22 protein-coding genes are annotated in these 17,303 nt (G+C 69.4%); 15 read left to right on the top strand and 7 right to left on the bottom strand.

From position 1 onward, the window contains the following. Window positions 1-36 precede the first annotated feature (36 nt). The gene (locus O5O43_RS12180) at window positions 37-660 is read left to right on the top strand and encodes a hypothetical protein (RefSeq protein WP_271084158.1); all 624 of its coding nucleotides are present in this window, start codon (window positions 37-39) and stop codon (window positions 658-660) included. Here O5O43_RS12180 and O5O43_RS12175 read toward each other — a convergent pair. Beyond that, window positions 657-1,790 carry a zinc-dependent alcohol dehydrogenase family protein gene (locus O5O43_RS12175; protein WP_271084157.1) on the bottom strand — a complete coding sequence of 378 codons (1,134 nt, stop codon included), beginning with the start codon at window positions 1,788-1,790 and terminating at the stop codon, window positions 657-659. The two genes, O5O43_RS12180 and O5O43_RS12175, sit on opposite strands and share 4 nt — an antisense overlap. 121 nt (window positions 1,791-1,911) lie before the next feature. Here O5O43_RS12175 and O5O43_RS12170 point away from each other — a divergent pair, with 121 nt between their 5' ends. After that, complete coding sequence (locus O5O43_RS12170) at window positions 1,912-2,346, top strand: thioesterase family protein (RefSeq protein WP_348637140.1); 435 nt, start codon at window positions 1,912-1,914, stop codon at window positions 2,344-2,346. A gap of 4 nt (window positions 2,347-2,350) precedes the next feature. Here O5O43_RS12170 and O5O43_RS12165 read toward each other — a convergent pair whose 3' ends face one another. Continuing rightward, on the bottom strand, window positions 2,351-2,551 hold the full coding sequence (locus O5O43_RS12165) for a hypothetical protein (RefSeq protein ID WP_271084156.1): 201 nt from the start codon (window positions 2,549-2,551) through the stop codon (window positions 2,351-2,353). A 175-nt stretch (window positions 2,552-2,726) separates the two neighbouring features. On the opposite strand from O5O43_RS12165, the gene O5O43_RS12160 reads away from it, so the two are divergent. Further along, complete coding sequence (locus O5O43_RS12160; RefSeq protein ID WP_271084155.1) at window positions 2,727-3,500, top strand: YebC/PmpR family DNA-binding transcriptional regulator; 774 nt, start codon at window positions 2,727-2,729, stop codon at window positions 3,498-3,500. Between the two features lie 39 nt (window positions 3,501-3,539). On the opposite strand, the gene O5O43_RS12155 is transcribed toward O5O43_RS12160, so the two are convergent. Beyond that, window positions 3,540-4,295, bottom strand: coding sequence for a hypothetical protein (locus tag O5O43_RS12155; protein WP_271084154.1), 756 nt, complete (start codon window positions 4,293-4,295; stop codon window positions 3,540-3,542). A gap of 143 nt (window positions 4,296-4,438) precedes the next feature. Between O5O43_RS12155 and O5O43_RS12150 the strand changes: the two genes are divergently transcribed. Both O5O43_RS12150 and O5O43_RS12145 read left to right on the top strand, forming a co-directional pair. Then, the gene (locus O5O43_RS12150) at window positions 4,439-4,957 is read left to right on the top strand and encodes a hemerythrin domain-containing protein (RefSeq protein ID WP_271084153.1); all 519 of its coding nucleotides are present in this window, start codon (window positions 4,439-4,441) and stop codon (window positions 4,955-4,957) included. A 2-nt stretch (window positions 4,958-4,959) separates the two neighbouring features. Beyond that, window positions 4,960-5,655, top strand: a complete 696-nt coding sequence (locus O5O43_RS12145) for an MgtC/SapB family protein (protein WP_271084152.1) — start codon at window positions 4,960-4,962, stop codon at window positions 5,653-5,655. 117 nt (window positions 5,656-5,772) lie between these two features. Here O5O43_RS12145 and O5O43_RS12140 read toward each other — a convergent pair whose 3' ends face one another. The 4 genes from O5O43_RS12140 to O5O43_RS12125 form a co-directional block, all read right to left on the bottom strand. Then, window positions 5,773-6,306 carry a hypothetical protein gene (locus tag O5O43_RS12140; RefSeq protein ID WP_271084151.1) on the bottom strand — a complete coding sequence of 178 codons (534 nt, stop codon included), beginning with the start codon at window positions 6,304-6,306 and terminating at the stop codon, window positions 5,773-5,775. Window position 6,307: 1 nt separating this feature from the next. Further along, window positions 6,308-7,993 carry a M20/M25/M40 family metallo-hydrolase gene (locus tag O5O43_RS12135; protein WP_271084150.1) on the bottom strand — a complete coding sequence of 562 codons (1,686 nt, stop codon included), beginning with the start codon at window positions 7,991-7,993 and terminating at the stop codon, window positions 6,308-6,310. Between the two features lie 173 nt (window positions 7,994-8,166). Then, window positions 8,167-9,390 (bottom strand): MFS transporter, encoded by a 1,224-nt coding sequence (locus O5O43_RS12130; protein WP_271084149.1) that lies wholly within the window; start codon window positions 9,388-9,390, stop codon window positions 8,167-8,169. After that, window positions 9,383-9,814, bottom strand: coding sequence for a MarR family winged helix-turn-helix transcriptional regulator (locus tag O5O43_RS12125; protein WP_271084148.1), 432 nt, complete (start codon window positions 9,812-9,814; stop codon window positions 9,383-9,385). The genes O5O43_RS12130 and O5O43_RS12125 overlap by 8 nt, the downstream gene beginning before the upstream one ends. Before the next feature lie 95 nt (window positions 9,815-9,909). Here O5O43_RS12125 and ruvC point away from each other — a divergent pair, with 95 nt between their 5' ends. From ruvC to O5O43_RS12075, 10 genes are all read left to right on the top strand, one after another. After that, complete coding sequence (gene ruvC / locus O5O43_RS12120; protein WP_271084147.1) at window positions 9,910-10,431, top strand: crossover junction endodeoxyribonuclease RuvC; 522 nt, start codon at window positions 9,910-9,912, stop codon at window positions 10,429-10,431. Continuing rightward, complete coding sequence (gene ruvA, locus O5O43_RS12115) at window positions 10,428-11,045, top strand: Holliday junction branch migration protein RuvA (RefSeq protein ID WP_271084146.1); 618 nt, start codon at window positions 10,428-10,430, stop codon at window positions 11,043-11,045. The genes ruvC and ruvA overlap by 4 nt, the downstream gene beginning before the upstream one ends. Window positions 11,046-11,068: 23 nt before the next feature. Continuing rightward, the gene (gene ruvB, locus O5O43_RS12110; RefSeq protein ID WP_271086431.1) at window positions 11,069-12,073 is read left to right on the top strand and encodes a Holliday junction branch migration DNA helicase RuvB; all 1,005 of its coding nucleotides are present in this window, start codon (window positions 11,069-11,071) and stop codon (window positions 12,071-12,073) included. A gap of 55 nt (window positions 12,074-12,128) precedes the next feature. Then, complete coding sequence (locus O5O43_RS12105) at window positions 12,129-13,592, top strand: alpha/beta hydrolase (protein WP_271084145.1); 1,464 nt, start codon at window positions 12,129-12,131, stop codon at window positions 13,590-13,592. Between the two features lie 44 nt (window positions 13,593-13,636). Beyond that, window positions 13,637-14,044 (top strand): hypothetical protein, encoded by a 408-nt coding sequence (locus O5O43_RS12100; protein WP_271084144.1) that lies wholly within the window; start codon window positions 13,637-13,639, stop codon window positions 14,042-14,044. Next, complete coding sequence (ybgC, locus tag O5O43_RS12095) at window positions 14,041-14,493, top strand: tol-pal system-associated acyl-CoA thioesterase (protein ID WP_271084143.1); 453 nt, start codon at window positions 14,041-14,043, stop codon at window positions 14,491-14,493. The genes O5O43_RS12100 and ybgC overlap by 4 nt, the downstream gene beginning before the upstream one ends. Window positions 14,494-14,561: 68 nt before the next feature. Continuing rightward, a complete protein-coding gene (locus O5O43_RS12090) occupies window positions 14,562-14,996 on the top strand; it encodes a hypothetical protein (protein ID WP_271084142.1) in 435 nt (144 codons plus the stop codon). Between the two features lie 84 nt (window positions 14,997-15,080). Continuing rightward, complete coding sequence (tolQ, locus tag O5O43_RS12085) at window positions 15,081-15,845, top strand: protein TolQ (RefSeq protein WP_271084141.1); 765 nt, start codon at window positions 15,081-15,083, stop codon at window positions 15,843-15,845. A 3-nt stretch (window positions 15,846-15,848) separates the two neighbouring features. After that, on the top strand, window positions 15,849-16,361 hold the full coding sequence (locus O5O43_RS12080; protein WP_271084140.1) for an ExbD/TolR family protein: 513 nt from the start codon (window positions 15,849-15,851) through the stop codon (window positions 16,359-16,361). Between the two features lie 16 nt (window positions 16,362-16,377). Continuing rightward, a complete protein-coding gene (locus tag O5O43_RS12075; protein ID WP_271084139.1) occupies window positions 16,378-17,199 on the top strand; it encodes a TonB C-terminal domain-containing protein in 822 nt (273 codons plus the stop codon). Window positions 17,200-17,303: the final 104 nt, after the last annotated feature.

Genomic DNA, 17,303 nt, shown 5'->3' with positions numbered 1-17,303 from the left:
GCCGTCGGGGGACGATTGCTGTTCAGGAAGTGCTTCATGATCCGTTCGCTCGCCGTGTCGGCCGTCGTCTCGCTGGCCGCCCTGTCGCTGGTCGCGTGTCAGCCCTCGGGTGAGGCGACGAAGACGGCCGGGGAGGCGAGCCTGCCGTCGGGCGACGCGATGCCGACGACCTACGACTGGCATTTCACGCCGCACGGCGGGACGGGCGAACTGGACTTCGGCGATGGCGACTGGGCCGAGGGCGTGAGCGTCTTCACCCTGTCCTGCCTGCCGGAATCCAAGACCGTGCAGATGAGCTGGGGCTTCGACGAAGAGGCCGTCCTGACCTCCGGCATGGCCACCGGCACCTTCCGTCCCGGGGCCGACACGCCCACCGACCACCCGGTGCTGACGGCCCTGAAGGGGAACGGCGCGATCGACGTAGGGCTGAGCCAGGCCGATATGCGACTGGTCGCCAAGGACGCGGGCAAGTCCGAGATCGCCGCCTTCTTCGACTATTGCGACACGGGCAAGAACCCCATCTATTCCGCCGAAGCGGCGGCGGCCGAGGACGAGGCGAACGCCGCGGAGATCGCGGCCCAGGCCGCGGCGGCGGCTCCAACCCAGACGGCGCCGGTCGAGGCTCCGGCGGCCGACGCGACCGGTTCGCCTGCGACCTAGAAGGTCACCACCAGCCGGACGACCTCGCCAGCGTGGAGCCGGTCGAAGCCCGCATTGATGTCGTCCAGCGCGATGGTCCCGCTCATCAGCCTATCCACCGGCAGGCGGCCCTGACGGTAGAGGGCGACGTAGCGGGGGATGTCGCGGCTGGGGACGCAGGTCCCGATGTAGGAGCCCTTGAGGGTTCGCTCCTCCCCGACCAGCGACACGACGTTGACCGGCAGGGCGGCTTCGGGCGGAGGCAGGCCGGCGGTGATGGTCGTGCCGCCGCGCCGGGTCATCTTCCAGGCGGCCTCGAGCGCGCGGACGGCCCCGGCCATCTCGAACACGAAGTCGGCCCCGCCGTTCGTCAGGGCGCGGACCTGATCGACGGCGTCGGGATCCGAGGCGTTGACGGTCTGGACGGCGCCCAGGGTGCGGGCCAGCGCCAGCTTGTCCTCGGAAAGGTCCACGGCGACGACGGGCGAGGCGCCGGAGGCGAGGGCGCCCAGCACGCTGGCCAGACCCACGCCGCCGAGACCCACGACGACCGCGCTCTGGCCCGCCTTGATCTGGGCGGTGTTCACGACCGCGCCGACGCCGGTCAGGACGGCGCAGCCGAACAGGGCCGCCTCCTCGAACGACAAGGCCGGGTCGATCTTCACCAGGGAGCGTCGGGAGACGACGGCCCGCTCGGCGAAAGCGGAACAGCCGAGGTGATGATTGAGGGGATGGCCATGGCTGTGCAGGCGCTTCGCGCCGCTCAGCAGCTCGCCCCTGCCGTTGGCGGCGGCGCCGGGCTCGCACAGGGCCGGGCGACCTTCCGCACACGGATTGCAGTGGCCGCAGGACGGCATGAAGACCATGACGACGTGGTCGCCGACGGCGAGGTCGGTGACGCCCTGACCCAGGTCCTCAACGACGCCGGCGGCTTCGTGGCCGAGCGCCATGGGCAGGGGGCGGGGGCGGTCGCCGTTGATGACGCTCAGGTCCGAGTGGCAGAGGCCGGCGGCCTTGATGGCGACGCGGACCTCGCCGGGGCCGGGCGCATCCAGCGTCACGTTTTCGATGGAGAGGGGGCGGCTGTCGGCATAGGGACGGGCGGCGCCCATGGCGGACAGGACGGCGGCGCGGGTGGTGGTCTGGGTCATCGACAGCCTCGTCGGAAACGCGATCCGCCTTCGATAGGCGCTTGACGCAAGGGAGGCCAAGCCCGAGCGTCACGTCTTCCAGGATCGGCGATCAAGCCGGCGAGCGAGGGACGAAAGACGGATGCCGAAACGCGACGAGGGGCCGCTGGCCGACCGGAACACCTACAAGGCCTACCATACGGTCTCGACGCGCTGGGCGGACAACGACCAATACGGCCATATCAACAACGCCAAATTCTACGAGTTCGTCGACTCGGCGGTGAACGCCCACCTGATCATCGGCGGGGCGCTGAAGGAATCGATCGGCCTCGTCGTCGATTCGGGGTGTCGCTACACCTCGTCCCTGGCGTTTCCGGACGTCATCGAGGTCGGGATCAAGGTCGATCACATCGGCACGTCGAGCGTGAAATACGGCTTCGCCGTCTTCCGACGGGGCGTGAGCGAACCTGCGGCCATCGGCCATTTCGTGCACGTCTATGTCGACGCCGAGACGCGTCGGCCCAAGCCCCTGCCGGCGATCCTGAGGGGCGTGGTCGAGAACCTGAAGGCGGGCTGACCGGTCAGTCCTCGTCCATATAGCCGAGCAGGGCGAGCGCCCCGACGGCGGTGAGGACGCCGAGGGCGAAGGCGGCGACGATGGAGCCCGTGGCGACGGCGGTCGAAACCGTGACAGGGCGGGCTTCGTACCATTCGACGATGTCGGCCTCGTCGAGGTCGTCCTCGAGATAGGCGTCGGCGTCGTGCAGGGGGTTGTCTGACATGGTCAAGCTCCGGGTCGCTGGCTGGCATAATCCCCGGCGCGTCGCGGGGTTCCGGCGACCGAATGGCGCGCCTCCGTGACAGGCGCGCGACCATGGGCTAGACGGCGCCGCACGCACGTCGCGCTCAAGCAGCGAGACGCCGCGCGTCGAGCGATAGCGCACTTAAGAGATAACAATGGCCGGCCATTCCAAGTTCAAGAACATCATGCACCGCAAAGGGCGCGCCGACGCCCAGCGCTCCAAGCTGTTCTCCAAGCTGTCGCGCGACATCACGGTGGCGGCTAAGTCGGGCATGCCCGACCCGGCCCTGAACCCCCGCCTGCGTCTGGCGGTCAACAACGCCAAGGCCGAGAGCCTGCCCAAGGACGTGATCCAGCGCGCCATCAACAAGGCCGCCGGCGGCGACGTCGATACGATGGAAGAGGTCCGCTACGAGGGCCGGGGTCCCGGCGGCGTAGGCATCATCGTCGAGGCCCTGACCGACAACCGCAACCGCGCCGCCTCCAACATCGGCGCGGCGTTCAAGAAGAACGGCGGGGCGCTGAGCGAGATGAACTCGGTCGCCTTCATGTGGGACAAGGTCGGCAAGATCGTCTACGCCGCCGAGGCCGGGACCGAGGACGCCGTGATGGAAGCCGCCATCGAGGCCGGCGCCCAGGATGTCGAGAGTGATCTGGTCAAGCCGGACATCTACGAGGATGCGCCGGGCCACACGATCTGGACCGCCTTCGAGGACTTGAACGAGGTGGCCGAGGCCATGTCCAAGGTGCTGGGCGACCCGAAGTCGACGGCCATCGTCTGGAAGCCCCAGACCGAGGTGGCCGTCACCGGCGATCACGTCGGCACGCTGATGAAGCTGCTGGACGCCCTGGACGCCGAGGACGACGTGTCGATGGTCTATTCGAACGAAGCCATCTCCGACGAGGACATGGCCAAGTTCGCGGGCTGAACGGGCTAGGCGCTGAAGGCGGCCTGAGGGGTCGCCCTTCTAACGGCCGGCGGCCCGGGGCGGGACGCGCTTCCAGGCCAGGGTCAGGGCCGCCAGTGCGACGACGGCCGCGGCGACGGCGAACGGAGCGACCGGCCAGGCGCTGAAGGCAGCGAAGGCGTCCGCCCACGGCGTCGAGGCGGCGACCGTCTCGAACACCAGGACGTGGACGACCTGCACCCCTGCCACAGCGAGGAAGGGCCAACGCCCCCGGCGGTCGATCGCAGCCGCCAGCAAGGCCAGCACGATGGCGATGATCTCGCCCGAGTGGAAGAAGCGCGGGATCGGCAGTCGCGCGATCACCGGTGGCAGAACGAGGATGGCCGTCGAGAGCATGCAGGCGGCATGGACGGCGATGTTTCGCCTCTTGGCCACGGCCATGCAGACCAGGGCGACGAGGGCTATCGTTGAGATGATGTCGTGCGCGCCGAGCCGCGCCCCCAGGGCCGCGTAGAAGGGATCGCTACCCTCCGCGAACTTGGTCGCCATGCTGTGGAGAACGAGAACCGCCGCGCCGGCGAACAGGGGCACGGCGACGAACATCGCCCGCCCGGCCAGACGATGGACGGCGCGATCGGACCGGTGGGCGCTCCAGCTCTGAAAGCCCACGAGGGCCAGCCAGGCTGTCGCGGTCAGGCCATGCGCATGGAAGGCGAAACTGGCCTTGGGCAGGGCCCCGAAATAGGCCGGCCAGAACGCCAAACCGATGACGGGCGCGAGCAGCAGAAGCGCCCACCAGGCGCGGCGATACGGCATGATCTCATCCCCCGGGAGCAGCACGATACGATGGCACGGCGAACCGTGTTGTCCAGCCCGCGAGCGCGCGCGAGTCGTTCGCACGGAACCCGCATGCAGCGCAGGGCGTATCGAGGCTTCACCATTCACGCCGGAGCCGCCCCATGGACATCACCCAGCTGATCCTCGACGACCACGCCGAGCAGCGGCGGCTGTTCTCGATCATCGAGCAGATCGATCCGACCGACGTCGAGGCGCTGACGGCGGTGTGGTCGCGGCTGAAGGCGTTCCTGGACGTGCATGCCGAGGCCGAGGAGCGGTTCTTCTATCCGGAGCTTTTGAAGCTGGGCGAGGGCGCCAACGACGCGGAGGACGGCACGGTCGAGGGCGAGACCGAGGACGCCATCGAGGACCACAACAAGCTGCGCGATGCGGTGAAGGCGGTCGAGAAATATCCCGTCGGCACCGGCGCCTGGATCGAGGCGGTGGGGAAGGCCAACGTCGTCAACTCCAAGCATATGGGTGAGGAGGAACGTCAGGGCCTGACTGATTTCCGCCGTCACGCCTCGCTGGAGACCCGCCACGAGCTGGCGGTCCAGTTCGCTGCCTTCGAGGCTGATCACATCACGGGCGTGAAGCCGGTCAACAAGGACCCCGAGGCCTACATCGAAGAACACGGCTGACCATGATGGCCGAGCTGGCGGGCCATTGGGCGCCGCTGCTGGGCGCGGTCCTGGCGGGCGGGGTTATCGGACTGGAGCGCGAATGGCGCGGCCGGGCGGCCGGTCTGCGAACTCATATTCTGGTCTGTCTGGCGTCATCGCTTCTGATGCAGGCGGCGATGACGCAGCAGCGGTGGGCGTTCCTGGCCCTGCCCGACGAGAACATCGTCACCGACCCGACGCGGATGGCCCACGGTGTCCTGACCGGGATCGGTTTCCTGTGCGCCGGCGTGATCTTTCGCACCGGTTTTTCGATCCACGGCCTGACGACGGCGGCATCCCTATGGATCACTTCGGCGATCGGCATTCTCTTCGGGGTGGGGCTGTACGGGCTCGGCGCTCTGGCGACCGTTGTGACGGCGCTAATCCTGGTGGCGCTAAGGCTGATCAGTCTGAGGCTCCCGGCGCGCACCGTGGTGGACGTGGAGGCGGCTTGGGCGCGGGGGGACACGGCGACCGAGGACGCGGTCGAGGCCGCGCTGGCGATCGTCGATCCGGCCGCGCGCGCGGACCGGATCGAGGTGGCCGAGCACGGTGCGATGGCGGTGCGCAGTTGGCGGGTGCAACTGCGCGGGGCGTCCGATCTGAAGGCCCTGGCGGCGAACCTCTCGGAGTTGGATGGGGTGAAGCGGATGCGCCTAGACCCGCGAGACGACTGACGCTGGCCATGCACGCGCCGCTCCGCTCGTCGCCTTCGGCAGAGATTCGGACCGCCTCCCGGGCCTCACGCCCGTAAACAAAGACCCTAAGCCGTCTTCGAGGTCACCGGCTGACTTTCAGCGCAACTCCGTCCAGCACGAAGCCAGACTGCGCATCAAGGTTTCCGCCCAGACCGCGTGGTCGCCGCTGTAGTCGTCGATCGTCAGAAGCGCGCCGCTGCCATTGGGCGTCTCGACGTCGATGCTGATTTCGAAGCGCGAGCCGTCCTTTTTGGTCGGTTCGATGGGAAGCAAGATCGCGGGGGGCGGACGCAAGTCGCGCGGCGTGACGTCAATGGGCGGAATGAGGCGAAGGGTCTGCAAGGCGGTTCGCAATCCGGGACAGGTGGCCGAGCGTGCGACATGGGAACCGGTACGCGTATTGACGGCGATGGCCGACAGAGGCTGATCGACCGGATCGGCGCCGACCGCCCCGGGCGGCGCCGCGTATATCGTGATGTCAGAGCCTTCGTAGGGTGGCTGCTCCACAACATGCACCCTGACGACCGCGCGTCCCCCTTCGAAATCCGGCAATCGCACAGTATCGGTCAGGCGCTGCGACCCGGCTAACGCCGGGGTGGCGATCAGGGCGGCAAGGGCGAGGCCCTTCACCTCAGCCGCCCTGCATGGCGTAGCGTTTGACGATCTCGAACAGGAAGTCGCGGCCCTCGTAGAGGGAACGGACGCGGATTCGCTCGTTCAGGCCGTGGGCGCCGCCGCCGTCGGGGTCGCCGAACATGCCGGTGACGCCATAGGTCGGGATGCCTGCTGCATTGGTGAAGCGGCCGTCGGTCGCGCCCGTCGACATGGTCGGCAGGACCGGGACGCCCGGCCACAGGGCGCCGGCGACCTCGCGGATCGGGCCCATGACGGCGTCCGATAGGGGCGGCGGCGGGGTCGAGGGATCGGGCGCGCCGACCGTAGTGATGGTCACGGCCGGGTTGTCCATCAGACGGGCCAGCTGTGCTTGAGTCTCGGCGATCGTATTGCCCGGAAAGATGCGGCAGTTGATGTTGGCCGTGACGTGCTGGGGCTGGGCGTTCGGGGCGTGACCGCCCTCGATCAGGGTCGGTATGCAGGTGGTGCGGAGCGTCGCGTTCCAGCTGGGGTTGGCGGCCGAGATGCGCGCGGCGGCCTCGGCGTCCGGCGTCGGTCCGGCGGTCAGGGCGCGCATGTCGGCGGCGTGCTGGGGCTGGGTGTCGGCGAGCGCGGTGAAATAGGACCGGGTCACGGGATTGAGCTGCAGCGGGAAGTCGTACGCGCCGACGCGGGCCAGACCGTTGGCCATGGCGACGATGGCGTTGTCCTTCCTCGGGCGGGCCGAGTGTCCGCCGGGATTGGAGATCGAAAGCGCGAAGTCCTGATACAGCTTCTCGCCCGCCTGGACGGCCAGGGCGACACGATCACCGTCCGCGTCCAGAAGGCCGCCGGCGCCTTCGTTCAGGGCGAAGCCGGCCTGGAGCGCGTCCGGGTGCTCAGCCAGAAGCCATTCGACGCCGTTGTGGATGTCGGCGGTCTCTTCGCCGCAGGTCAGGGCGATCTTGATGTCGCGGACCGGCTGGAAGCCCTCCTGTTTCAGCCGGACCAGCGTATCGACCCAGACCGAAGCCTGGGCTTTGTCGTCGGAGGCGCCACGGGCGTAGAAGTAGCCGCCCTCCTCGACGAGGGTGAAGGGATCGCGGGTCCAGTCGGCGGCCTTGGCCTCGACCACGTCGATGTGGGCGAGCAGCAGAAGGGCGGGCGCGGACGGGTCCGAGCCGTGCAGGGTGGCGACGAGGTTGCCGTCCTTCGGTCGATCCTCCGGCGCCAGCACCCGGACGTCGGCGGCGGGATAGCCGGCGGCGGTCAGGCGGGCGCCCATCCGCTCGGCGGCCAGGGTGCAGGAGCCTTCGGACAGGGTCGTGTTGGTCTCGACCAGCTCCTCGTAGAGCGCGCGGAAGGCGAGCTGGTCGGGACGCGGGGCCGGCGCCGTCTGGGCCTGGGCCCTCGACGATGTCGCGATGGCGACGGCTACCCCGAGAACGATCGTGATGAGGGCCACACCGATCGCCATGCGCCGGCGGTTCTTCCTCACCTCGGCGTAGATGGGTTCATCGAGGTAGTAGAAGCCGGCCTGGGCCTGACGGACGGCGTTCTGGCGCACCAGGCCGCGCAGGGCGATCTTGCCCATGTTCCGGTCCGGCATCAGAGGGATGGCCCTGTCCGGCCCAAAGGCCTCGGCGGCGCGCAGGGCCTCGATCATCTGACGCTCGGCCTTCATCCGCATGGCCGCCACGACGGCGCCGGTGGTGTTGGACATGGTCTGCTCCCTCTTGCGAGAGCGACGCTATGCGCTGGGCGGCGGGAGGGGAAGCGGTCAGTTGCAGAAGGCGATGGCGGCGTCGACCCAGACGGCCAGACCGTTGCGCGCCCACAGCCAGACGCCGAGCGCGACGACGGCGGCGAGCACCCCGCCGATGATCAGGTTGCGCCTCATTCGGCGGGAACCGCCTGGGGACGCACCAGCGCCGCCTCGCGGATGGGCAGGTTGGCGAAGGCCGCCGTCACGGCGAGGCCGATCGAGACCAGCCAGATGATCTGATAGGAGCCGGTGACGTCAAAGGCCCAGCCGGCCGACCAGGCGCCGAGGAAGGCGCCGACCTGATGGCTGAGGAAGACGATGCCGCCCAGCGCGGACAGGTGCCGCACGCCGTAGATCTGCGCCACCAGCCCATTGGTCAGGGGCACGGTGCCGAGCCACAGGAAGCCGAAGGTCGCAGCGAAGATCAGGACGCTGATCGGCGACAGGGGAACGAGCAGGAAGACGACCATGGCCACGCCGCGCAGGGCGTAGAGCAGGGCCAGCAGGTGCTTCTTGGACCCCTTCGACCCCCAGACGCCCCAGAGCCAGGATCCGGCGATGTTGAACAGGCCGATCAGGGCGAGGGACGCGGCGCCGACGCCGGCGCTCAGACCCTGATCGCGAATGTAGGCGGGCAGGTGGGTGCCGACGAAGGCGATGTGGAAACCACAGACGAAGAAGCCGGCGTTCAGCAGCCAGAACGATCGGTCGGCGGAGGCCTCGGCCAGGGCGGCTTTGAGGGGAAGACCTTCGCCTTTTTCGGCCACGGGCGGCTTGCCGGCGACGCCGAGGGCCAGCGGGATGATGAGGGCGACGAGGGCCGCGAGGATGAACAGGGTCGCGCGCCAGTCGTAGGCGTCGAGAAGGCCTTGCGCCGCCGGGACGACGAGGAACTGGCCCAGCGAACCGCCCGCCGTGACGATGCCGAAGGCGACGGTGCGCTCATGCGGCTGGACCGCGCGGCCGACGGCGCCCAGCACGACCACGAAAGTGACGCCCGCCATGGCGATCCCGGTCAGGGCTCCGAAACCGATCATCAGACCGAGCGCGCCCGCCGCCGAGGCCGCGATGGCGAGCCCGGCGATGTAGATGAGGGCGCCGCCGACGGCGATCCGTCCGGCGCCCATCTTGTCGGCCCAGGCGCCGACGAAGGGCATGGCCAGCCCGAAGATCAGGTTCTGGGCCGCGATGACGAGGCCGAAGGTCTGGCGGTCGATTTCCAGATGGAAGCCGATGGGACGCAGGAAGAGGCCGAACGCCTGACGCACCCCCATCGACAGGGTTACGATCAGGGCGCCGGTGACGATCATGATCCAGGCGCGGCGGGAAATGCCCGGGGCGGCGGCGTCAGGCATGGATTTCGATCTCTTTCAGAAGGGCGATCAGGGCGGCTTCGTTGACGCCGAGAGTTTCCGACACCTTGGCTTGGGCGGTGCGCCAAAGGGGGAGGGCGTCGGACAGTTTCTCCCGCCCGGCCGGGGTGACGGACAAGCGCTGGGCGCGCTGCTCGGTGTCGGCGGCGATCCAACCGGCGCGGATCAGGGGCTGGACCGTGCGCCACAGGGCGCTCTTCTCGTGGGCGGTGGTCTCGGCGAGCTCGGCCAGGCTGGGCCGGTCCATGCGCGAGAGGGTCCGCATGATCGAGAACTGGGTCACGGTCAGGCCCACGGGCGCCAGGGCCTCGTCATAGCGACGGGTCAGGGCGCGGGAGGTGCGGCGCAGGCGGCCGCAGACGCAAGGGTCGAGGCCGGCGGCCACGGCGGGATCGGGGATGTCCATTGCATATACATAGATCGGCTAGGTTGCATATGCAACGAAGGAAGCGCGCCGGTCTTCATTGCTCGTCAACCTCGATTGCGGCATGACAGGAACGAATGACGAACAGCACGACTCAGATGGGGCCGACCCGTATCTTGGGCCTCGATCCCGGCCTGCGCCGCACCGGGTGGGGCGTGGTCGTGGCCGAGGGGTCGCGGCTGCGCTGGGTTGCGCACGGGGTGGTGACGCCGCCCGAGACCGCGCCCCTGTCGGAACGCCTGCTGTGGCTGCTGGAGAAGGTGGGCGAGGTCTGCGCTTCCCATGACTGCGACGAGGCGGCGATCGAGGAAGTCTTCGTCAATGTGAACCCGTCCTCCACTCTGAAGCTGGGTCATGCGCGGGCGGCGGTCATGCTGGCTCCAGCGCAGGCGGGCCTGAGGGTCGCGGAATATTCGCCGAACCTGATCAAGAAGGCGGTGGTCGGGGCCGGTCATGCCGACAAGGGCCAGATCGCCTTCATGGTGAAGCGGCTGCTGCCGGCCTCCGGCGACGTGAAGGCGGATGCGGCGGATGCCCTGGCCGTCGCAATCACCCATGCGCAGCTGAGGAAGCGGACGCTGCTGGAGGCCTTGGCATGATCGGACGGTTGCGGGGCGTGCTGGCCGAGGTCGAGGAGGGGCACTGCCTGATCGACTGCGCCGGGGTGGGCTATGTGGTGGCGTGCGGGGCGCGGACCCTGGGGCGACTGCCGGCGCCGGGGGACGAGGCGACCCTGCATGTGCATTCGCAATGGAGCGAGGATGCGGGGCCGAGGCTGTACGGCTTTCTGGCGCGGGATGAACGGCGGGCGTTCACGACCCTGCTGAGCATTCAGGGCGTGGGGCCGAAGGCGGCGCTGTCGGTGCTGGACGTGCTGCCGCCGGGCGAGCTGGCGGGGGCGGTCGCGCGCGAGGATAAGGCCGCGATCGGCCGGGCCAACGGGGTGGGGCCGAAGCTGGCGCTGCGCATCGTGACCGAACTGAAGGGTAAGTCGCTGGGCGAGGTCTCGTTCACGCCGTCGGCGCCGGGGGTGCATGCGGAGGCTCCCGCGCCGGTTCCGAGTGTGACGGGGGAGGCGGTGTCGGCCTTGCTGGGTTTGGGGATCGCCGAGGTGAACGCGCGCCGGGCCGTGGATCAGGCCCTGATCAAACTGGGTGACGAGGCCGATCTGTCGGCCGTGATCCGGGCGGCGCTGCAGGAGTTGGGGCGTTGACCGACGACCGCATCATCTCGCCCATGGCCGCGCCGGGCGAGGCTTACGACCGCGCCCTACGGCCCCAGTCGCTGGCCGATTTCGTGGGACAGGAGCAGGCCAAGGGGAACCTCAAGGTCTTCATCGACGCCGCCCGCAACCGGCAGGAGGCGCTCGATCACGTCCTGCTGTTCGGACCACCGGGGCTGGGCAAGACGACCCTGGCGCAGATCGTGTCGAAGGAGCTCGGCGTCGGCTTTCGCGCGACCTCGGGGCCGATCCTGGCCAAGGCGGGGGATCTGGCGGCCATCCTGACCAATCTGGAACCGCGCGACGTCCTGTTCATCGACGAGATTCACCGGCTGGCCCCACAGGTGGAGGAGATCCTCTATCCGGCGATGGAGGACCATGTGCTGGACCTGATCATCGGCGAGGGGCCGTCGGCGCGGTCGGTGCGGATCGACCTGGCGCCCTTCACCCTGGTCGGGGCGACGACGCGCGCGGGGCTGCTGGCGACGCCGTTGAGGGACCGGTTCGGCATCCCGCTGCGGCTGGAGTTCTACACGCCCGACGAACTGGTGCGGGTCATCACCGGGGCGGCGCGAAAGATGGGGGCGCCGATCAACGACGAGGGCGCGAGGGAGATCGCATCGCGGGCGCGAGGCACGCCGCGCGTGGCCGGGAGGCTGCTGCGCCGGGTGCGGGACTTCGCCGAGGCCGAAGGGGCCGCCGTCATCGATCGGCTGGTCGCGGCCCGCGCCCTGTCGCGGCTGGAGATCGACGAGGTCGGGCTGGATTCGAACGACAGGCGCTTCCTGAAGGCCCTGATCGAGAACTATGGCGGCGGGCCGGTCGGGATGGACACCCTGGCGGCCGCCATCGCCGAGGCGCGTGATGCGGTCGAGGACGTGATCGAACCCTATCTGCTGCAACAGGGGTTCATCCAGCGGACGCCGCGCGGGCGGATGGCATGCGCCAAGGCCTATGCGCATCTGGGCCTGACCGAGCCGCCGAAGCCGCCGACGGCGCAGGGCGGTCTGTTCGAGTAGCGGGCTTGCCAAGAACCAGGCAGGGGCCTTTGGTGGCGACGAACCGGAGCCCGCCATGATCCTTCGCGTCCTCGCCGCCCTGTCCCTGCTGTTCGGAGCAGGCCTGTCCGCCGCGCCCGCGGCGGCTGCCGACCCCGTATTCACCGACACCGCCTGCCCCGCCGACTGGCCCACGGGCGTGCGCGAGGTCCGGTGCGGGATGCTGACCGTCGATGAAGCGCGAGGCGGGGCGAGCGATCGGCGGATCGATATCGCCGTGGTCATCGTCAAGGCGTCGACGCCCTATCGCGATGCGTCGGGCCATCTGCTGCCGCCGATGGTGAATTTCCACGGCGGGCCGGGCGGGGCTTCGACGCCCGGCGTCGGCGGGGCTTTGCGGTATGCGCAGCAAAACCCGGACGCCCTGGCCGTGGATCAGGACGTGATCTTCTTCGACCAGAGGGGCGGCGGGCGCGGGTCGCCGTCGCTGGACTGTCCGGGCGTGGAACTGACCGATGCAGGGCCGCCGTCGGACGAGGATCGCGACGGGCTCATCGCCTGTCTGCAGGGCTGGAAGGCGCAAGGCGTCGATCTGAACCAGTACAACGCCGCCGTCATCGCCGACGACGTGGCCGATATGGTCGAGGTGCTGGGGCTGGAGAAGATCGACCTGCGTGGCGGCTCCTACGGTCCCCGGATTGAGGCGGCGGTCATCACCCATCATCCGGAGATCGTGCGTGCGGCGGTCATGCAGAGCCCCTGGCCGCCGGAAGGCAACTGGGCCGTCGGCACGCCGGAACAGGTCTCCGACGCGGTGAAGATCATCCTGGCCAAATGCGAGGCGCAGGCGGAATGCGCCGCCCGCTATCCGGACATGCAGGCGCGGTTCGAAACCGAGGCGCGGCGCTGGCTGGCGGGGCCCGTGACGGGGAACGACGGGGGGACGTTCAACGTCGACGACCTGTCCGCCTTCCTGATGGAGACGACCTATGACCGGGTCGGGGTGCGGCGGCTGCCGGCCGATCTGGACAAGATCATCGCCGGCGATCTGAGTGCTGTGGCCGAGATCGCCGAGAACCGGACCTACTACACCGAAGGCCAGCATATGGCCCACCTGTGCAAGGAGGAGCTGCCGTTCGAATCACGGGCGCGGCTGGCGGGCGGAGCGGCCGGCGATCCGGTGGCGGAGGTGCTGGTTCCGTCGCTGTCGCGGTTGTTCGACGTCTGCGATGCGGTGGGCGAGACCCCGGCCGCCGCTATCGAGAACGCCCCCGTCGTGACCAATATCCCGACCCTGTTCGTCGCCGCCGAGATCGATCCCGGCTGTCCGCCGCCCCTGACCGAGGCGGCGGCGCGGGGCTATGCCAACCATCAGGTCGTGATCGTCACCAACGCCACCCACGGAGAGACCGGGTCCAGCCCCTGCACCCGTGCGATGGTGCGGGACTTCCTGCGCGATCCGTCCGCGCCGGTGGATCGCAGCTGCCTGCCCGCCGCCGACACGCCGCTGGACTTCACCCTTGATCCGGCGACGACCTGAAGAACGGCTTGCCAAGTCGAGGGCGACGCACTTTGGTGGCGGCGATGGCGCGCGACCGTTTCACCGTCCGATCCCTGTTGCCGATCCTGGGCGTCGCCGTCTTGGTGCTGGGCGGGCTGTGCGTATGGCTGGCCGCGACGCGGACGCCACGCCCCCCGGCGGAGACGCCCCATCACATGGCCCAGCGCCAGATCCGGGCCGAGCGCGGCGCCGACTGGGAGGTGCGCTATATCGAGTCCGACGCCGGTCCCGTCGTCTGCGGCTACGCGGCGCCGCGCAACCGCGCCGGAATGACCCATGAACCCGTCGCCTTCATCTCCCGCATCGGTCGGGTGATGTTCGCCGACGATCCGCTGCCGACCGAGTTCCGTGATCTGAGAGACCGCTACTGCCCCGGCTTCGCCCGGGCTCCTTCCGCGCCGAACTATGTGAACTCGGCGCCGACCTCATGAGCGAACCCGATCACCCCACCGCCGGCCGTTTTGAGGGCCGGGCCCATCTGTTGCCGGTTCGCGTCTATTACGAGGACACCGACTTCACCGGGGTCGTCTATCATGCCAACTACGTCCGCTATTTCGAGCGCGGGCGGTCGGACTTCCTGCGGCTGGCGGGCATCGGCCATGCGCAGCTGCTGGAGATCGATCCGCCGCTGGCCTTCGTGGTGGCGGAGATGAAGCTGAACTTCATCAAGCCGGCGCGGATCGACGACGCCCTGGTGGTGCGGACCACCTATGACGCGGTGAAGGGGGTGCGGCTCTTGATCTCGCAAATGATCGAGCGGGACGGGGAGGCGCTGTGCCGGGCCGACGTGACCGCCGTCTGCATCCATCTCGACGGGCGACCGCGCAGGCCGACGAAGGCCCTGGTCGAGGCAGTGACGCCGTGGCTGGCGGGCGTCTGACGTTTTCGTAACTTGTTGGTACCCCCGGGGCCGCTAGACTCGCGCCCTGCTTCCGGGGGGATCGATCGATGGCGACTGCGGCTGAAGTGAAGGCGACGACGAGCTTCTTGCTCGTGACCCTCTTGCTGTTCCTGATTCTGATCGGCGGCGGGCTCGTCGGCTGTCCCTACTACAAGGTCTGGGAGCGCAAGATGGCCGGTCAGGCCGAGCTGCAGTACCAGCAGGGCGCGCGTCAGGCCCTGATCGCCCAGGCGGCGGCCGAGGACGAGGCTTCGATCAAGCGCGCCGAGGCCGCGACCCGGCGGGTGCGCGGCTGGGCCGATGCGGCGAAACAGGGCTGCGCCGACGTGGGTCTGGCCGGCGACCGGGCCTGTATCGACCAGCTGTTGCGCGACGCCGCCACCTACTCCATCGCCAAGGAAGGCCATGAGGGCGTGATCGTCTCCGTCGGCTCGCCTGTGTCTGTGGCCGTTCAGCCGCACACCGGCGGCCGTCAGGACTAGACGGCCGCTCCGCCGGCCTCCGCGCCATACAACCGCCATGCCGCGTGGCTGGATAAGCCCTCAAGACTGCCCAAGGACCCGCCTATGACCGTCGCTGAAACCGCCGCCGAAGTCTCGATGCTGAACCCGGTGACGCTGTTCATGACCGCCGACTGGGTGGTGAAGAGCGTGATGGTCGGTCTGGCGATCGCCTCGATCTGGTCCTGGACCGTCATCATCGACAAGGCCTTCCGCTTCACCGCCCTGAACCATCAGGCGGATGCGTTCGAAAAGGCCATCGCCTCGGGTCGGTCGCTGGAGGAGGTCGCCGCGCAGGCGGGGCCCGAGCCGTCGCACGCCCTGCCGCGCATGCTGATCATCGCCCTGTCCGACTGGCGCGAGACGCGACGCAAGGGGACGCTGTCGGACACCGAGGGCAATCTGCTGATCACTCGCATCGACAGGGCGCTGGATTCCCTGATCGCCCGGGAGGGTCAGCGGATCGAGGAGGGTCTGGGCGTGCTGTCGGTGGTGGCCACGGCCTCGCCCTTCATCGGTCTGTTCGGCACGGTCTGGGGCATCATGAACGCCTTCGGACGCATCGCGGCGGCCGGGAACACCAACCTGACCACCGTGGCGCCGGCCATCGCCGAGGCCCTGTTCGCCACGGCCGTGGGTCTGGCGGCGGCCATCCCGGCCTATATCGCTTACAACAAGTTCTCGATCGACGCGGGCAAGTTCACCGGCCGTCTGGAAAGCTTCGCCGACGACCTGCAGGCCGCCGTGGCCCGCCGTCTGGGCGGAGGGGCCGCGACCCCGCCGCCCCCGCCGCCGCCGTCCGCGGACCTGAACTTCCGCCGGAGCGTCTGAGCCATGGCGATGGGTGGAGGCGGAGGCGGAGGCCACGTTCGCGGCCGACGTCGAGCCCGCAAACGGCCGCTGAGCGAGATCAACGTCACACCGCTGGTGGACGTGATGCTGGTGCTGCTGATCATCTTCATGATCTCGGCGCCGCTGCTGACCGTGGGCGTGCCGGTGGAGTTGCCCAAAACCGAGGCCAGCGCGGTCGAGACCGAGAAGCCGCCGGTGACCGTGTCGATCGACAAGGACGGCGCCATCTTCGTCCAGCGCGACGAGACGGCCTATGACGCCCTGACCGAACGGGTCTCGGACGCGGCCGGCGAGACGAAGCGCGAGGACCTGTCGGTCTTCGTCCGGGCCGACGGCCGCGCCCCCTATCAGGCCGTGGCGCGGGTCATGGCGCGACTGTCGGCGGGCGGCTTCACCAAGCTGAACCTGATCACCGACACGGCCGAGGCGGCGCCCGCCGCTGCGGCTCCGGCGACCGCGTCGGACGCGGCCTCTTCGTCAGATCCCGAGGCCTGATTCCGTGACGCGGTCGTTGCCTTCCCCGGCGATCCTCGGCGCTCTGCTGGTGCATGGGCTGGTCGCGGCCGCCTTCCTGATCAAATGGCCCGAGAGCGAGGTCGAGATCATGCCGACCGTCCAGTCGGTGCCGGTGTCGATCGTCTCCGACGCCGTGGTCGAGGCCGCCCCGGCGGACAATCCGTCCGAGGAACCCGCAACCGAGGATGCGTCGACCGCGCCCGTGGAAACGCCGCCGGAGCCGGTCCCGCCCACCCCCACGCCACCTGCACCGACCCCCACGCCGACGCCGCGTCCAAGTCCGCCGCGACCCACGCCTCCGCGGGCGGCCCCCACGCCGACCCCCACGCCACGCCCGACACCGCCGCGGCCCACGCCGCCCCGGCCCACGCCGCCGCGTCCGACCCCGCCCAGGCCCGCGCCGGCCCAACCGCAGCCCTCGCTGGATCTGGACGCCCTGGCCGGTCCGCGCCGTCCCGCGCCGACGCCTGGCCCACGCCCGGCGACGGGGCAGCAGGGGCGGGGACAGGCCGCACAGGCCACGGGCCCTCAGCTGACCGCCATCTTCAACCAGGTCTATCCGAACTGGACCCTGCCCTGCGACATCCCCGGCGCGAACCAGCTGCGGATCGAAATGGACGTGACGCTGTCGCCGGACGGCCGGATCACGGCAGGACCGACGCTGCGCAATCCAAGCTCGGACGCGGTCTATCGCGCCGCCGCGGACGGCGCCCTGCGCGCCATCCGCCAGAGCGCCCCCTTCGACGTGCCCGCGGGCTTCCCCGGCGGCGCATTCCGCCCGACCTTCAATACCGAACGGGCCTGTCGGAACCGCTGAAGCCCGACCCGGCAAAGGTTGCCGTCCCGAAAGTCGCCCTATTCGGCCGCAAGCTGGCGTCTGTACTGGTTATTGTCGCGCGGTCTGGCGATAAAGGCCGGGAC

The sequence above is a fragment of the Brevundimonas sp. NIBR11 genome, from assembly GCF_027912535.1.
Taxonomy (GTDB): domain Bacteria; phylum Pseudomonadota; class Alphaproteobacteria; order Caulobacterales; family Caulobacteraceae; genus Brevundimonas.
The sequence above is the reverse complement of the archived record's forward strand: the minus strand, read 5'-3'. Positions and strand labels throughout refer to the sequence as shown.

Bases quoted from the DNA above. Each gene is read 5' to 3' on its own strand.
- O5O43_RS12080 (WP_271084140.1), top strand. From the start codon at position 15,849: ATGGCGATGGGTGGAGGCGGAGGCGGAGGCCACGTTCGCGGCCGACGT.
- ruvC (WP_271084147.1), top strand. From the start codon at position 9,910: ATGACGAACAGCACGACTCAGATGGGGCCGACCCGTATCTTGGGCCTC.
- O5O43_RS12160 (WP_271084155.1), top strand. From the start codon at position 2,727: ATGGCCGGCCATTCCAAGTTCAAGAACATCATGCACCGCAAAGGGCGC.
- O5O43_RS12170 (WP_348637140.1), top strand. From the start codon at position 1,912: ATGCCGAAACGCGACGAGGGGCCGCTGGCCGACCGGAACACCTACAAG.
- ruvA (WP_271084146.1), top strand. From the start codon at position 10,428: ATGATCGGACGGTTGCGGGGCGTGCTGGCCGAGGTCGAGGAGGGGCAC.
- O5O43_RS12180 (WP_271084158.1), top strand. From the start codon at position 37: ATGATCCGTTCGCTCGCCGTGTCGGCCGTCGTCTCGCTGGCCGCCCTG.
- O5O43_RS12130 (WP_271084149.1), bottom strand. From the start codon at position 9,390: ATGCCTGACGCCGCCGCCCCGGGCATTTCCCGCCGCGCCTGGATCATG.
- O5O43_RS12135 (WP_271084150.1), bottom strand. From the start codon at position 7,993: ATGTCCAACACCACCGGCGCCGTCGTGGCGGCCATGCGGATGAAGGCC.
- O5O43_RS12145 (WP_271084152.1), top strand. From the start codon at position 4,960: ATGATGGCCGAGCTGGCGGGCCATTGGGCGCCGCTGCTGGGCGCGGTC.
- tolQ (WP_271084141.1), top strand. From the start codon at position 15,081: ATGACCGTCGCTGAAACCGCCGCCGAAGTCTCGATGCTGAACCCGGTG.
- O5O43_RS12175 (WP_271084157.1), bottom strand. From the start codon at position 1,790: ATGACCCAGACCACCACCCGCGCCGCCGTCCTGTCCGCCATGGGCGCC.
- ruvB (WP_271086431.1), top strand. From the start codon at position 11,069: ATGGCCGCGCCGGGCGAGGCTTACGACCGCGCCCTACGGCCCCAGTCG.
- ybgC (WP_271084143.1), top strand. From the start codon at position 14,041: ATGAGCGAACCCGATCACCCCACCGCCGGCCGTTTTGAGGGCCGGGCC.
- O5O43_RS12090 (WP_271084142.1), top strand. From the start codon at position 14,562: ATGGCGACTGCGGCTGAAGTGAAGGCGACGACGAGCTTCTTGCTCGTG.
- O5O43_RS12150 (WP_271084153.1), top strand. From the start codon at position 4,439: ATGGACATCACCCAGCTGATCCTCGACGACCACGCCGAGCAGCGGCGG.
- O5O43_RS12105 (WP_271084145.1), top strand. From the start codon at position 12,129: ATGATCCTTCGCGTCCTCGCCGCCCTGTCCCTGCTGTTCGGAGCAGGC.
- O5O43_RS12100 (WP_271084144.1), top strand. From the start codon at position 13,637: ATGGCGCGCGACCGTTTCACCGTCCGATCCCTGTTGCCGATCCTGGGC.
- O5O43_RS12165 (WP_271084156.1), bottom strand. From the start codon at position 2,551: ATGTCAGACAACCCCCTGCACGACGCCGACGCCTATCTCGAGGACGAC.
- O5O43_RS12125 (WP_271084148.1), bottom strand. From the start codon at position 9,814: ATGGACATCCCCGATCCCGCCGTGGCCGCCGGCCTCGACCCTTGCGTC.
- O5O43_RS12155 (WP_271084154.1), bottom strand. From the start codon at position 4,295: ATGCCGTATCGCCGCGCCTGGTGGGCGCTTCTGCTGCTCGCGCCCGTC.